The organism is Mycobacterium persicum (genome assembly GCF_002086675.1).
In the GTDB taxonomy this organism is placed as follows: Bacteria; Actinomycetota; Actinomycetes; order Mycobacteriales; family Mycobacteriaceae; genus Mycobacterium; species Mycobacterium persicum.
In genome coordinates, this window is record NZ_MVIF01000014.1 from 14,565 (window position 1) to 27,453 (window position 12,889).

Below are 12,889 nucleotides of genomic sequence, written 5' to 3' on the forward strand. Positions count from 1 at the left end.
CTCGCCCGGCAGCGCTCCCAGCAGTGGCGTTACGCTCGCCGAGCCAGCTGGGCGAGCGCAAGCGTGGCAGCGTTGGCGCCGCACATTCCATGCGCACCGGGTCCCGGCGGGGTGGCCGCCGAGCAAATGTACATCCCGGGTACACCAATGGTGTAGGGCGACAGCGTGGTTCGCGGCCCGAATACCAGCTGGCGGATGTCCTTGGCGCCGGTCATGATGTCACCGCCGACATAGTTGGCGTTGTAGGAAGACATTTGCACTGTGGTGCGGGCGGCAAGTCCGACAATGCGTTCCCGGAACCCGGGGGCGAACCGCTCGATCTGGGCGATGATCGCCTCGGTCGCGTCGCCGGTGTAGCCGTTCGGGACATGCGCGTAGCTCCACACCGGGTGGACGTTACCCACCGAACGTTGCGGATCGGCCAGGTACTGCTGACCAACCAGCACGAACGGCCGCTGGGGCATACGTCCGGCATGGATGTCTCGCTCGGTCGCGGCAAGTTCGGAGTAGCTGCCGGCCAGGTGCACCGTGCCGGCCCGGTGGGCATCCGGGCTCGCCCAGGGCACCCCGCCCTCGACCGCGAAATCGACCTTGAACGCGCCCGGACCACGCCGAAACCTGGTGAAGGCGCGGCAAACTCGGCGCGGAAGACGGTCACCCAGGATCGCGGCGACCACGCTCGGCGCCAGATCGAACATCGTGACGTCCGTCGGTGGCAGCTGCGACGCCGTCGCGACCCGGACACCGGTCTCGATCTTGCCGCCCAGGTCGCCCAGCAGCGCCACCATTGCGTTGGTGATCGATTGCGATCCACCCTCGGCCACCGCCCAGCCGTGCCGGTGGCCGGCCGCGATGATGCCCATCCCGATCGCGGAGGTCATCGGGTAGTGCAGCGGCCGAAAGGCATGGGCCGCAACGCCTCCGAACAACGCCCGCCCCTCCTCGGTGCGAAACACGCGGGCCAATGCGGACCCGGGAAGCACGGTGGGTGCGCCGAACCGGGCCAGCATCAGTGGATGGCGCGGGAACCGCAGCAATGGCCGCATGATGTCCTCACTCAGGGCGTCGAACCGGGCGGCCGGGTAGCCGAAGGTGAGCCGCCACCGCGATCCGTCGCGACCCAGCCCCGCCGCGGTCTGCTCCACCGAGCGGTACAACACGCCGGCGCTACCGCCGTCGAGCGGGTGCACACAATCAATCTCCGGCCAGCGCCACGATAGGCCGTAGCGTTGCAGATCGACGCGGCTCAGGAACTCCGAGCCGACGGCCATCGGGTGGATGGCCGAGCAGTGGTCGTGCAGCAGCCCGGGGACTATCGCTTCGCTGCTGCGCGCACCACCACCGACTTCATCGGCAGCCTCGAGCACGGTGACCTGCACGCCCGCGGTGGCCAAAGCGATGGCCGCGGCGAGTCCGTTGGGCCCGCCGCCCACCACCAGCGCGGTGCTCATGCCGCTGCGCTGAGCTGGTTGCCGTGCGATGACCAGCTCACCTGAGTCGGGATGGGGCCGTTCGGCAGCCAGGGCTGCTCGGAGACCGCGTCGGCCACCTTCCAGGTGCCGCGCTCGATGACCCCGAGTGCGGCGTCGATCAGCTTGTAGTGCTGAACCCCGCTGCCGAATGCCTCCGACTCCACCCAGGCGATGACGCACTTGCCCGGCTCGAATTCGGCTTGACGCTGTACGGCCCGGATCAAGTCTTCATTGTGCAGGTGACCGTCGCCGAAGTTGAACCCGGTTAAGGAGTTGCACAAGAACTCGCCTTCCCGGACGGTGCGCGCGTCGACGTCCGGCAGGTGCTTCAACAGCAGCGAGAACAGGCCGCGGCCCTGACTGTGCATGGCGCGCCACGCGATCGTCTTCTGCGCGGTGACTTCCGCCCACTGCGGTTCGTAGCCGAACGCGACGAACTGGTCGACCTGGTTGCGCGCCGACCGGGTGATCCGGTCCAGCTTCGCCTCGGTGCCCGGCGCGAACGCCCACACCGCAGCGGCCCAGTTGCCGGCATACTGCCGCAGCGACGGCAGGAAGGAGACCTTGTCCGGCCGCAGGTTTCCCAGCACCGGGAAGAACAGCAGACCCGCGACCAGCACGACCGCGAGCCATGGCGATGACATGTCGGTGACGTAATAGCTGTTCCAGGCCGGGAATCCCAGGAACAAAAACACTGTCGCGTAAGCGAATACGACGTTCCACTCCAGCGGAACGGCCAGCGGGAAGGTCGAGATGATGAACACGTGGAACCCCACCATGAACAGCGCCGCGACCAGGGTCAGCCACTTGTTCGTGGAGAAGAACAGGACCAGTGGGGCGACGATCTCGACGAAGGTGCCGTTGACGTGCGCCATGAAATGAGCCACCCGCGACGGCAGCAGATCGCGAGGGAAGTCACGGTAGTGCGCCCGCTTGAGCCGCTTGAACGGGATGAAGGGGCTGTTGCTGACCATCGGCGGAATGACGTTGGAGAAGTGCTTGCCAAACTTCGAGAAGCCGGCGCCCACCCAGACCACCACGATCAGCATCTTCAGCGCGATGATCATGTCGGTGAAACTCGAGAACGGAAAAACACTGAAGAAGACCAGCGCCGGGAAGTACTGCTCACCGCGGGCCGCCAGGAAGATGGTCTTGTCCCGCAGACCGATCAGCACCAGCAGCACGATCGGCCCGGCCAGCAGCCCAGGGCTGACCAGCCCGGAAGTATTGTGCGGCACAGTCTTTGAGAGCGAGTCGCTGTGCACGCCCGGTGATAGCAATGCGATGGCCAAGCTGACCAACAGTGCCAGGTAGAGCCCGACGTCGAACCAGGTGCGTCGGTCACCGGTGGTGAACGGCACCCACTTCCACGGCCGCAGCCGGATGGTGCCCGGTCGGGCCCAGAACAGGATGCCGCCGGTCATCGGCTTGATCTTGCCGGCCAGCGGACCCCACGAGCCGGCCACACCAATGGCCTCCAGCAGCACGGTCCACAGGATGACCTTCTGGTAGACGATGGGCTGGTTCCACCATTCGGTGACGTGCCAGAAGGCCGGCAGTCCCGACGTCGCCGTGGCCACCGTGATGCCACCGATCGCGAAGAACACCACCAGCTTCGCAACGTAGATAAGGTGCACCATCCGCGGTGCGCCGAAACCGTTTTCGGCCCAATCGGCGGCGAGGATCCGCATTCGCTCCATCAACGGTTTGCGCAGGAACGCATCCGGATCGAGTGCGGGGAGAGCCGGTCTTGTGAATCCCATTGTGTTCGCTCCTTGGGTTGCGATGAATTTCGACAACGTTAGGAATCGCCTTGAGACCTGACACCGTCGCGAATCGACAAAACCGGGTACCGGCCTTATCGCCAGAAAACAACTGCGGCGGCTAACGTCAACCAGGTGGAGGAGATGGGTCCCGGCAGCGACGTCGAGGTGAGCCGCTACGTGGCCGAGGTCGCCGGCCGACTGCAGCGTCGGTTGGCCGACGTGACGTCGGAGATCCATGGTGCCCTCGAGGGGCAGATCCCGGATCTGCGCCGCGACGCGCGGATCATGGAGCTGCTCGGGGCCAGCATCGAGGGCAACGTGGACACGATGCTGCACGCGTTGCAGTACGACATCGCGGTCGAGCGGGTCGAGGCGCCCACCGCGGCGCTGGAATACGCTCGCCGGCTGGCGCAACACGGGGTGCCCGTCCACGCGTTGGTACGCGCCTATCGGTTAGGTCAGCGCAGGATGAACGAGCTGATTTTCGCCGAAATTCGCGCCACCGAGATCCCGGACTCGATGCGGGTTGCGGTGATCGAGGCGATGAACGCCGCGATCTTCGCATACATCGACTGGATGTCGCAGCAAGTCGTCGCGGTTTACGAAGACGAGCGCGAACGATGGCTGGAAAACCAGAACGCCCTGCGGGGCGTGCGGGTGCGCGAACTGCTGGGCGCGACCAAGAGCTTCGATGTCGACGCGGCAACCGCCGCGATTCGCTATCCGTTGCGGTGGCACCACGTCGGGCTGATTATGTGGTCCGGGGACCAAGGTTTCGATGTCGATGAACTTCCCCGGCTGCAACGGTTTCTTCGCGGGCTGGGTGAGTCCGTCGGCGCGGACGCCAGCCCCCTCTTCGTGGCCGCCGACCGTAGTTGCGGATGGGCCTGGCTGCCTTTTCGGGCCGCCGTCGCGGATGCGGTTTCGCAGGTCAGGCAGTTCGCGCTGTCTTGGCCGAATTCACCAAATGTGGCCATAGGAAACATGTCCGGCGGCGTCGAGGGCTTCCGCCGCACCCACCGGGAAGCGAGCGAGGCCCACGGCGTCGCGATCGCCGGCGATCGCCGCGCGGCGACGGTGGTAGCTGCCGGCGACCCGGGGCTGTCCGTCGTGGCGCGTCTCGGTGGCGATGTGGCTGGCACCCGCGACTGGGTAGCCCGGGTGCTCAAAGACCTGGCGAGGGACGACGAGAACGACGAGCGCCTGCGGGAGACGCTGCGGGTGTTCCTGGGTTGCGGCGCCAGCTACAAGGCCGCCGCCGCGGAACTCAACATGCACTTCAACACGGTGAAGTATCGAGTCGGCCGCGCCATTGCCCGGCGGGGCCGGGACATCGGCAGCGACCGGCTCGACGTAGAACTCGCATTGCTCGCCTGTCACTGGTATGGCGCCGCGGTGGTGCAGCCGAAATAGCCCAGCCGCGGGCTTACTCGGCGGCCGGGCTCGTGAAGGCGTGCACAGCGGTGATGATTGCCGGGAGGAGCAGCGGGAACAGGATGAGAACAAGCATTCCGGCGATGGTTAAGTACTGCATGATCGGATCACATTTCTTTCTGTAGTGAAGGTGAACGACGTTGTGTCACTGCGCAACTGGGATCAGCGAGCGCTGACCCGAAAACATACTGACTGCGCCCGGGCGGATGAATGTCGTCAACCGACGAAGTTGCCAGCCGGTTTTGTCTTCCGGCAACAAGGCCAGTGCGGAGGGTGCGCTGTCAGGGCAGTCGTCGCTGGACCTCGAGGGCCAGACACAACTCGGCGAGATCCGTTGGGCGCGAAAGTAACCGGTCGGTCAGCTCCTCGATGCGGCGCAGCCGGTGCCGCACGGTGTTGGGATGGCAGAAGATCGTCGCGGCGGCCTGGTTGGCAGAGCCGCCCGCGTGTAGCCAAGCCTGCAAAGTGTCGAGCAGCACCGAGCGCTCCTCGGCCGGCAGTGCATCCAGCCGGCCGAGCACCGACGACCTGACCTTCGACATGACTTCCGGGGCGCTGACCGCCGCGACCGCGAGCGGGGCGTCGTCGAAGACGGCAACGAGCGAGTCGCCCGACGGCTTTCCGGTGACCGCCAGCCGGGCGCAGCGCAACGCGTCGCTGGTTTCGGCGAGTTCGTGATACGGCTGGCTGATCCCGACGCGCGCGGTGGCGGACTGCCGCAGCACCTCGACAAGTACACCGAGGGTCTCGACCGAATCCCGGCCCCGCAGATGGACGATGCCGACCTGTAATTCCGGCAACAGCCGCCACGCCGAGCGGATGTCGCGGGCCGAGAGCTTGTTTTCGATGGCGGGCAACCCCAACTTGCCGATCGCCGGCAGCTCCGCCGCCACGACCACGTACGGCCCCGAAGTGGGCAACCGCAGCAGGTCGGCCGCCTCCCAGAGGCTATGACCGTCGGTGATCCGCCGCGACAGCAGCGCTTCAACCAGCGCCGAGCGCTCTTCCTCCAGCTCGAGGATCTGGGTGGTCAGCTGTTGGCGGTAAGCGCTGGCCATCGCTTGCGTGAAGGTGTCCTGCGCGAGGAACACCCGCGCGGTGGCATCCAGGATCGACTCGGTTGGCATGCCCGCGGCTCGCCCGGCGGCCAGGGTCTGCTCCCACATGAATCGGAAACCGATTCGATAGGCGGTCATCACCGCAGGCAGCGGCACCCCGGCCAGAGCGCGGATGGTGCCGGTGCGCTCCGCGGGTGAGACGTCCGCATCGGCGTCGCCGGCGAGTGAGTCGAAGATGAACGTGAGGTTGGCCACGCAGCTTTGGCGTACTTCGTCCTTGCTGACCACGGTGCCGTCACGATATGCGTCGATCTCGCGGCACAGCAGATCCGCCATCGCCTCGCCCAGCTGCGGCGCGCGCGTCAGCATGAGCTTGCCGAGTTCGATGATGTGCGGATCGGGTGTGGCGCCATGTCTGACGCCGGCTGGATGTGTCGCCGCGCTCATCCTGTGAACTTTATGCCCCAACCGGTTGCGGATGTGCGCCGTCACAGCGAACTGCCCCGACTGTTGTGCGAGCGGACATTGTGACCCGAAGTCCCCGGAGTGACCATGGAAACAACCACCCTAAGCACCTTCGGAGGCACCTGATGGTAACGCTGAGCGCCAACCTCGTCGCATCGAAAGATCGCCACCCCCAACGTATTGCGTTGCGATGTGACGATCTGCAGGTCACCTTCGGCGAACTCGACGCCGCCGCGGCCCGGGTGGCGACACTGCTGGAGCGGGCCGGTGTCGAGCCGGGTGATCGGGTGGGCGTGATGTTGCCCAATACCCCGGCATTCGCCATCGCGTTCTACGGGATCATGTACCGCGGTGCCGTCGCGGTCCCGATGAACCCGTTGTTGAAAGCCCGCGAGGTGTCGTTTTACCTGTCCAACAGCGGCGCCAAAGCGCTGTTCGCGACACCTGCCTTCGCCGACGAGGCCAGCGCCGGCGCCGTCGAGGCCGGCGCGCAATGCTGGCTCGTCGACGACCCCGGGCTGGCCGCGCTGATCGCAGACCTACCCGCCCAGGACAACCCCGTGCATCGTGACGACGACGACGTCGCGATCATCCTGCACACCTCCGGAACAACGGGAAAACCCAAGGGGGCCACGCTCACTCACGCAAACCTGAGCCGCAACGCCGAGGTCAGCGTTCGCACCCTGATCGAGACCGGGCCGGACGACGTGGTGATGGGATGCCTGCCGCTGTTCCACGTCTTCGGTCTCACCTGCGGCCTCAACTCGGCCGTCGTCGCGGGTGCCACGCTGACGCTCATTCCGCGGTTCGACCCCCGCAAGGCGCTCGAGGTGATCGAGCGGGACGCGGGCACCGTCTTCCAGGGGGTGCCGACGATGTACTCGGCATTGCTCAGCGTGGCCGACACGGTCAAACCGGAGGCGACGCAGACCCTGCGGGTCCGCGTGTCCGGTGGCGCGGCGTTGCCCGTCCAAGTTCTCGCGGATTTCGAAAAGGTATTCGGCTCAGCCGTTCTCGAGGGTTACGGACTCTCCGAGAGTTCTCCGGTGGCCGCGTTCAATCATCCGCACCGGCCGCGCAAGGCCGGGTCGATCGGCACGCCGATCGAAGGTGTGCAGATGCGGGTCGTCGACCCCGGTGGAGCCGAGGTCCCGGCCGGTGAAACCGGTGAGATCCAGATCCGCGGCCACAACGTGATGCAGGGCTACTGGAACCTGCCCGAGGCGACCAAGGCCGCGATCACGCCCGACGGGTGGCTGGCCACCGGGGACGTCGGACGCGTCGACGACGACGGCTATTTCTACATCGTCGACCGCACCAAAGACCTCATCATCCGCGGCGGCTACAACGTCTATCCCCGCGAGATCGAGGAAGTGCTCTACGAGCATCCGGCGGTGGCCGAGGCCGCCGTCATCGGCATCCCGCACGACTCCCTCGGTGAGGAGGTCGGCGCCGCGGTCGCGCTGAAGAAGGGTGTGGAGGTCAGTCCCGACGAGCTGCGTGACTACGTCAAGGACCGGATCGCCGCTTACAAGTACCCGCGCCGGGTCTGGCTCATTGATGCGCTGCCCAAAGGACCCACCGGCAAGGTCCTCAAACGCGAAATCATCGTTCCGACAAGTGAAAGCGCACGATAACCATGGCCGAGTCTCCGAAACCAACCACTGCGCCCGACGAGTTGGCCGCACCGCTGGACCTGTTGCTCACCAGCGCCACCCGGCCGTTTGCCAGCCGGATGACGCCCGACGCCACCTGGGCCCGGCTCGGCGCCAATCTCGCCCAGCGCCCCGGCGCCGTGACCGGCCGCGCCGCCACGCTTACCCGTGAGCTTGGCGCTATCGCGGCGGGGAAGTCGCACCGTGCCCCGGCGCGGGCCGACAAGCGCTTCAATGACGTTGCCTGGCAACAGAATCCGCTGCTGCACCGGGTCATGCAGGCCTATCTGGCCGGTGCCGAGACTGCAGAAGGGTTGCTTGCCGACGCCGAGCTGGATTGGCGCGACCAGGAGAAGATGCAGTTTGTCGTCGACAATCTGGTGGAGGGCCTGGCGCCCAGCAACAACCCGCTGATCAGTCCGCTCGGTTGGAAAGCGCTGATCGACACCGGTGGCCTGAGTGCCCTGCGAGGTGTGAAAGCCTTTGTCCGCGACATGCTTTCAAAGCCGCGGGTACCATCGATGGTCGAGCCCGACGCCTTTGTGCTGGGCGAGAGCGTCGCCATCACCAAAGGGGCGGTGGTGCTGCAAACCTCGATGTTCGAACTGATCCAGTACACCCCGCAAACGGCCAAGGTACGGACGATTCCGTTGCTCATGGTGCCGCCGGTGATCAACAAGTTCTACATCATGGACATCGCACCGGGACGCAGCATGATCGAGTACTTCCTGCAGCAGGGCCAGCAGGTCTTCGCGATTTCGTGGCGTAATCCCCAGGCGCGCCATCGAGATTGGGGTTTCGACGCCTACGGTGGGGCGATCGTGGAGGCGATGGACGCGGTCCAGAATGTCGCCGGGACCGACAGCGTGCACCTGCTGGCAAGCTGCTCGGGTGGCATCATCGCGGCGATGACGGCAGCCCACCTCGCCCATATCGGTGAGGGCGATCGGGTGGCTGGGCTTACCTTGGCAGTCACCGTGCTGGATGAGACCCGTGCCGGTCTTGCCGTCGCGGCCATGAGCGATCGCGCCGCGCAAACCGCCATTCGGGTTTCGGCCAGGAAGGGCTACCTGGACGGGCGCGACATGGCCGAGATGTTCGCCTGGCTACGACCCACCGACCTGGTGTGGCGGTACTGGGTGAACAACTACGTGCAGGGCCGCAAGCCGGCGGCTTTCGACGTGTTGTTCTGGAACGCCGACACCACCCGGATGGCCGCGGCACTGCACCGCGACATGGTGCTCATGGGGCTGCGGAACGCGCTGGTGACCCCCGGCGAAGTCACCATGTTGGGCAGCCCGGTCGACCTGGGCAACGTCACCTCCGACGCATATGTGATCGGCGGCGTCGCCGACCACATCTCCCCGTGGCAGGCGACCTATCGCAGCGCGCGGCTGCTGGGCAGCAAGGACAATCGTTATGTCTTGTCGACCAGCGGTCACATCGCCGCTCTGGTCAACCCGCCCGGCAACCCGAAGGCGTCGTTCCGGACGAGTCCGGTCGACGCCGAGGATCCTCAACAGTGGCTTGACGCTGCTCAGCAGTTCGCGGGCTCGTGGTGGCCCGACTACGTGAGCTGGCTCGCCGAGCGCAGCGGTCCGGAGATCGACGCGCCGACGGCGCTTGGCGGCCCGGGTCTGCCACCGCTCGGCCCGGCACCGGGTACCTATGTGAGGGAGAAATGAGCGATGCCCGGTAGCCACCGCACGAGCGCACACGGCGAAGAGCGCCATGTCTTCGCCGGCGGACAGCGGATCCGAGTCAACGTACGCCAAGGAACCGGCGTGCCGTTGGTGCTGTGCAACGGCATCGGGGCGAGCCTGGAAGTGCTCGATCCGCTGGTGCAGGAACTGGACTCCACGGTCATCAGATTCGATGTTCCCGGAACCGGCGGATCACCCACATCCGTTCTGCCCTATGGGTTTCCCTATCTCGCCTGGGTGTTGGGCAGGATCCTGCGCAAGCTCGATCTCGGGGTGGTGGATGTGCTCGGCCTGTCCTGGGGAGGCGCCTTGGCGCAGCAGTTCGCCTTCCAGAATCCGCGCCGATGCCGTCGCCTGGTATTGGTCGCCACGGGCACAGGGGTGGTCATGGTTCCCGGCCACCCCCGGGTTCTAACGAAAATGCTTACCCCGCGCCGCTTTTCGAATCCCAACTATGCGGCATCCATCGCCGCTGAACTCTACGGTGGTACCGTCCGTGCCCACGGCGACGACGTGGCGCAACTGTTCGTGCGGCAATTGCGTGCCGGATCCAAGGTCGGCTACCTTCACCAGCTGCTCGCCGGTTCGGTGTGGACGAGCCTGTTCGCGCTACCGGCGGTGCGCCAGGAGACGTTGATCGTGGCGGGCACCGATGATCCGATCATTCCGGTTGCCAACGCTCACATCATGAACACCTTGCTACCGCACTCGCGGCTGCACCTGCATTCCGGGGGCCACATCGACCTCGTGCACAACGCGGTCGAGCTCGCTCCCGTCATCGAACAGTTCCTGGGCTGAGCCCAGGCACAGGCCGCGATGCCCGGTGTTGCCGGTTCGGCCAGCGGGATCAAGGCTGAACGTAGCCCGGCGGGTTGACCTCTTCCACCCACAGGTCGACGCCGAGCTTGCCCCCCGGCATGCAGTCGTATACCGACAAATCGGTGACGCCGGATTCCACCAGCACGTCCTCGCACAGCACCGAGTTGCCCGTGTATTCGCGGGAAGGCTTGTTGAGGATGACGTAGGCCGCATCGGCATAGACGTCGGGCTTACGGGCCCGCGCCATCGCCTCGTCGCCGCCGAGCAGGTTCTGCACCGCGGCCGTGGCCACCAAGGTGCGTGGCCACAACGTGTTCGACGCGATCCCCTCGTCGCGCATCTCCTCGGCGATCCCCAGCGCGCACAGTGTCATGCCGAATTTGGCCATCATGTAGGCCGTCGGCTTCAGCCACTTCTTGTCCAGCAACACCGGTGGCGACAGCGTCAGAATGTGCGGGTTTTCCCGACCCTTCATGTGTGGGATGCACGCTTGCGACACGGCGTAGGTACCGCGCACCTGGATGCCGTTCATCAGGTCGAAGCGCTTCATCGGGACTTCGGTGATGGAGCCGAGGTTGATCGCCGAGGCATTGTTGACGCAGATGTCGATGCCGCCGAACCGTTCGACGGTCTGGGCGACCGCGGACTCGACCGAGTCCGGGTCTCGGACATCCCCCACGATCGGCAGGGCCTGACCGCCGGCTTCCTCCAACTCTTTGGCGGCGGTGTACACCGTGCCCGGCAGTTTCGGGTGGGGTTCGGCGGTCTTGGCGATCAAGGCGATGTTGGCGCCGTCTTGTGCGGCGCGTTTGGCGATCGCCAGGCCGATGCCACGACTGGCGCCAGAGATGAACATGGTCTTGCCGTTAAGGGACATGGCGTCACACTAACGTGACCGGCGACCCATCCGGATTGCGGGACGTCCCCGCGCGCCTCGCTGGCTCGGGTGAGCGTCCAGCGGCCCCGCCGGAGCTGCGGCTCGGAAATAGTGTGCCTGCTCGCGCCGTTGATTGATGCGGTCCTTGCGGCCGTCCGGCGATAAGAAGAATCAACGGACCGAGGCAAATGCCGTCGGTCGCGACCTCTACATTGGGGGAAGGGAGCCCGGTGTCAACTGCGACGAGCCTGCTATGTGAGGAGCAGTTGGATCGCTTCCGTGCGAATCCGGCACGGCCTGTGAAGCTGTCCGGTGACACCGCAACCGAAGGGACCGTGTTAATCAAGATGGCCGACATCGATGGCGAGACCCGGTCGGAGGTTCCCGGTCCCCAGCCGAATGCGGAGACGGACGAGCAACTGACCGCGCGCTTCGAGCGCGACGCGATTCCACTGCTCGACCAGTTATATGGTGGCGCGCTGCGCATGACACGCAATCCGGCCGATGCCGAGGACTTGCTGCAAGAGACCATGGTGAAGGCCTACGCGGGATTCCGCTCCTTTCGGGAAGGCACCAACCTCAAGGCTTGGCTGTACCGGATCCTAACCAACACCTACATCAACAGCTACCGCAAGAAGCAGCGTCAACCTGCGGAGTATCCGACCGAGGCGATCACCGACTGGCAACTGGCCGCCAACGCCGAGCACTCCTCGAGCGGGCTGCGTTCGGCTGAGGTCGAGGCGCTCGAGGCGTTACCGGACTCCGAAATCAAAGAGGCGCTGCAAGCCTTGCCGGAGGAATTTCGGATGGCGGTCTACTACGCCGACGTCGAGGGTTTTCCCTACAAGGAGATCGCCGAGATCATGGATACCCCGATCGGGACGGTGATGTCGCGGCTGCACCGCGGTCGCCGCCAGCTGCGGGCTCTCTTGGCTGACGTTGCCAAAGAGCGGGGCTTTGTCCGCGGTGATCAGCCCCACGAGGAGGTGTCGTCATGAGCGACTTAGTCAGCTCAAGCGACTCGAGCCCGGACCGCGAAGACTCCCATGGTTACGTCGGCTGTGCCGAGGTGATTGCCGAGGTATGGACGCTGCTCGATGGTGAGTGCACAGCCGAGACACGCCAGAAGCTACGCCAACACCTCGAAGACTGCCCCGGCTGCCTGAAGCACTACGGGCTGGAGGAGCGGATCAAGCTACTGATAGCAACCAAGTGCAAAGGCGAGAAGGCACCCGCAAGCCTGCACGAGCGAGTGCGGCTGGAGATACGCCGGACAACCATCATCCGTCATAGCGAGTAAGGGATTGCCGGGCCTAGATTGCCCGGCTCCTCCTCAGACCGCTACGCGGTCCGCATCGTCGCCGGGCTAGGCCTGATTGCCCGGCTCCTCCTCAGACCGCTACGCGGTCCGCATCGTCGCCGGGCTAGGCCTGATTGCCCGGCTCCTCCTCAGACCGCTACGCGGTCCGCATCGTCGCCGGGCTAGGCCTGATTGCCCGGCTCCTCCTCAGACCGCTACGCGGTCCGCATCGTCGCCGGGCTAGGCGTTCGGGCGCTTGCCGTGGTTGGCTTTGCTGTATTTGCGGTCGCGCTTCTTTCGGCCACGCTTGGCCATCACCGAACCTCCGTATCGAGTCAGC

At 65.6% G+C, this 12,889-nt stretch carries 11 protein-coding genes; 6 read left to right on the forward strand and 5 right to left on the reverse strand.

What is annotated here, in order from left to right; genetic code table 11:
* Positions 1 to 29: 29 nt before the first annotated feature.
* Positions 30 to 1,451 (reverse strand): phytoene desaturase family protein, encoded by a 1,422-nt coding sequence (locus BST40_RS07125; protein WP_083153862.1) that lies wholly within the window; start codon positions 1,449 to 1,451, stop codon positions 30 to 32.
* Positions 1,448 to 3,235: a DUF3556 domain-containing protein gene (locus tag BST40_RS07130; RefSeq protein WP_083153863.1), complete on the reverse strand. Its 1,788-nt coding sequence runs from the start codon at positions 3,233 to 3,235 to the stop codon at positions 1,448 to 1,450. The genes BST40_RS07125 and BST40_RS07130 overlap by 4 nt, the downstream gene beginning before the upstream one ends.
* Before the next feature lie 135 nt (positions 3,236 to 3,370).
* Between BST40_RS07130 and BST40_RS07135 the strand changes: the two genes are divergently transcribed.
* Positions 3,371 to 4,651, forward strand: a complete 1,281-nt coding sequence (locus BST40_RS07135) for a PucR family transcriptional regulator (protein ID WP_425270693.1) — start codon at positions 3,371 to 3,373, stop codon at positions 4,649 to 4,651.
* Between the two features lie 302 nt (positions 4,652 to 4,953).
* Here BST40_RS07135 and BST40_RS07140 read toward each other — a convergent pair whose 3' ends face one another.
* Positions 4,954 to 6,177, reverse strand: coding sequence for a PucR family transcriptional regulator (locus tag BST40_RS07140; RefSeq protein ID WP_082275536.1), 1,224 nt, complete (start codon positions 6,175 to 6,177; stop codon positions 4,954 to 4,956).
* Between the two features lie 143 nt (positions 6,178 to 6,320).
* Between BST40_RS07140 and BST40_RS07145 the strand changes: the two genes are divergently transcribed.
* The 3 genes from BST40_RS07145 to BST40_RS07155 are packed head-to-tail and all read left to right on the forward strand — an operon-like array spanning position 6,321 to position 10,351.
* Positions 6,321 to 7,832 carry a long-chain-fatty-acid--CoA ligase gene (locus tag BST40_RS07145; RefSeq protein WP_083153865.1) on the forward strand — a complete coding sequence of 504 codons (1,512 nt, stop codon included), beginning with the start codon at positions 6,321 to 6,323 and terminating at the stop codon, positions 7,830 to 7,832.
* A gap of 2 nt (positions 7,833 to 7,834) precedes the next feature.
* The gene (locus BST40_RS07150) at positions 7,835 to 9,535 is read left to right on the forward strand and encodes a PHA/PHB synthase family protein (protein ID WP_075548316.1); all 1,701 of its coding nucleotides are present in this window, start codon (positions 7,835 to 7,837) and stop codon (positions 9,533 to 9,535) included.
* Positions 9,536 to 9,538: 3 nt separating this feature from the next.
* Positions 9,539 to 10,351: an alpha/beta fold hydrolase gene (locus BST40_RS07155; protein WP_075548315.1), complete on the forward strand. Its 813-nt coding sequence runs from the start codon at positions 9,539 to 9,541 to the stop codon at positions 10,349 to 10,351.
* Between the two features lie 49 nt (positions 10,352 to 10,400).
* Here BST40_RS07155 and BST40_RS07160 read toward each other — a convergent pair whose 3' ends face one another.
* The gene (locus tag BST40_RS07160; protein ID WP_075548314.1) at positions 10,401 to 11,249 is read right to left on the reverse strand and encodes an SDR family oxidoreductase; all 849 of its coding nucleotides are present in this window, start codon (positions 11,247 to 11,249) and stop codon (positions 10,401 to 10,403) included.
* 347 nt (positions 11,250 to 11,596) lie between these two features.
* On the opposite strand from BST40_RS07160, the gene BST40_RS07165 reads away from it, so the two are divergent.
* Positions 11,597 to 12,247: a sigma-70 family RNA polymerase sigma factor gene (locus BST40_RS07165; RefSeq protein WP_162877407.1), complete on the forward strand. Its 651-nt coding sequence runs from the start codon at positions 11,597 to 11,599 to the stop codon at positions 12,245 to 12,247.
* Positions 12,244 to 12,549, forward strand: a complete 306-nt coding sequence (rsrA, locus tag BST40_RS07170; RefSeq protein WP_075548312.1) for a mycothiol system anti-sigma-R factor — start codon at positions 12,244 to 12,246, stop codon at positions 12,547 to 12,549. The genes BST40_RS07165 and rsrA overlap by 4 nt, the downstream gene beginning before the upstream one ends.
* Positions 12,550 to 12,789: 240 nt before the next feature.
* On the opposite strand, the gene BST40_RS33150 is transcribed toward rsrA, so the two are convergent.
* Entirely contained in the window at positions 12,790 to 12,864 is a 75-nt protein-coding gene (locus BST40_RS33150) for a 50S ribosomal protein bL37 (protein WP_089025046.1), read from the reverse strand.
* Positions 12,865 to 12,889 lie beyond the last annotated feature (25 nt).

Excerpts from the sequence above, each read along its gene's own strand:
- BST40_RS07125 (WP_083153862.1), bottom strand. The coding sequence starts at position 1,451 with ATGAGCACCGCGCTGGTGGTGGGCGGCGGGCCCAACGGACTCGCCGCG.
- BST40_RS07130 (WP_083153863.1), bottom strand. The coding sequence starts at position 3,235 with ATGGGATTCACAAGACCGGCTCTCCCCGCACTCGATCCGGATGCGTTC.
- BST40_RS07140 (WP_082275536.1), bottom strand. The coding sequence starts at position 6,177 with ATGAGCGCGGCGACACATCCAGCCGGCGTCAGACATGGCGCCACACCC.
- BST40_RS07145 (WP_083153865.1), top strand. The coding sequence starts at position 6,321 with ATGGTAACGCTGAGCGCCAACCTCGTCGCATCGAAAGATCGCCACCCC.
- BST40_RS07150 (WP_075548316.1), top strand. The coding sequence starts at position 7,835 with ATGGCCGAGTCTCCGAAACCAACCACTGCGCCCGACGAGTTGGCCGCA.
- BST40_RS07155 (WP_075548315.1), top strand. The coding sequence starts at position 9,539 with ATGCCCGGTAGCCACCGCACGAGCGCACACGGCGAAGAGCGCCATGTC.
- BST40_RS07160 (WP_075548314.1), bottom strand. The coding sequence starts at position 11,249 with ATGTCCCTTAACGGCAAGACCATGTTCATCTCTGGCGCCAGTCGTGGC.
- BST40_RS07165 (WP_162877407.1), top strand. The coding sequence starts at position 11,597 with ATGGCCGACATCGATGGCGAGACCCGGTCGGAGGTTCCCGGTCCCCAG.
- rsrA (WP_075548312.1), top strand. The coding sequence starts at position 12,244 with ATGAGCGACTTAGTCAGCTCAAGCGACTCGAGCCCGGACCGCGAAGAC.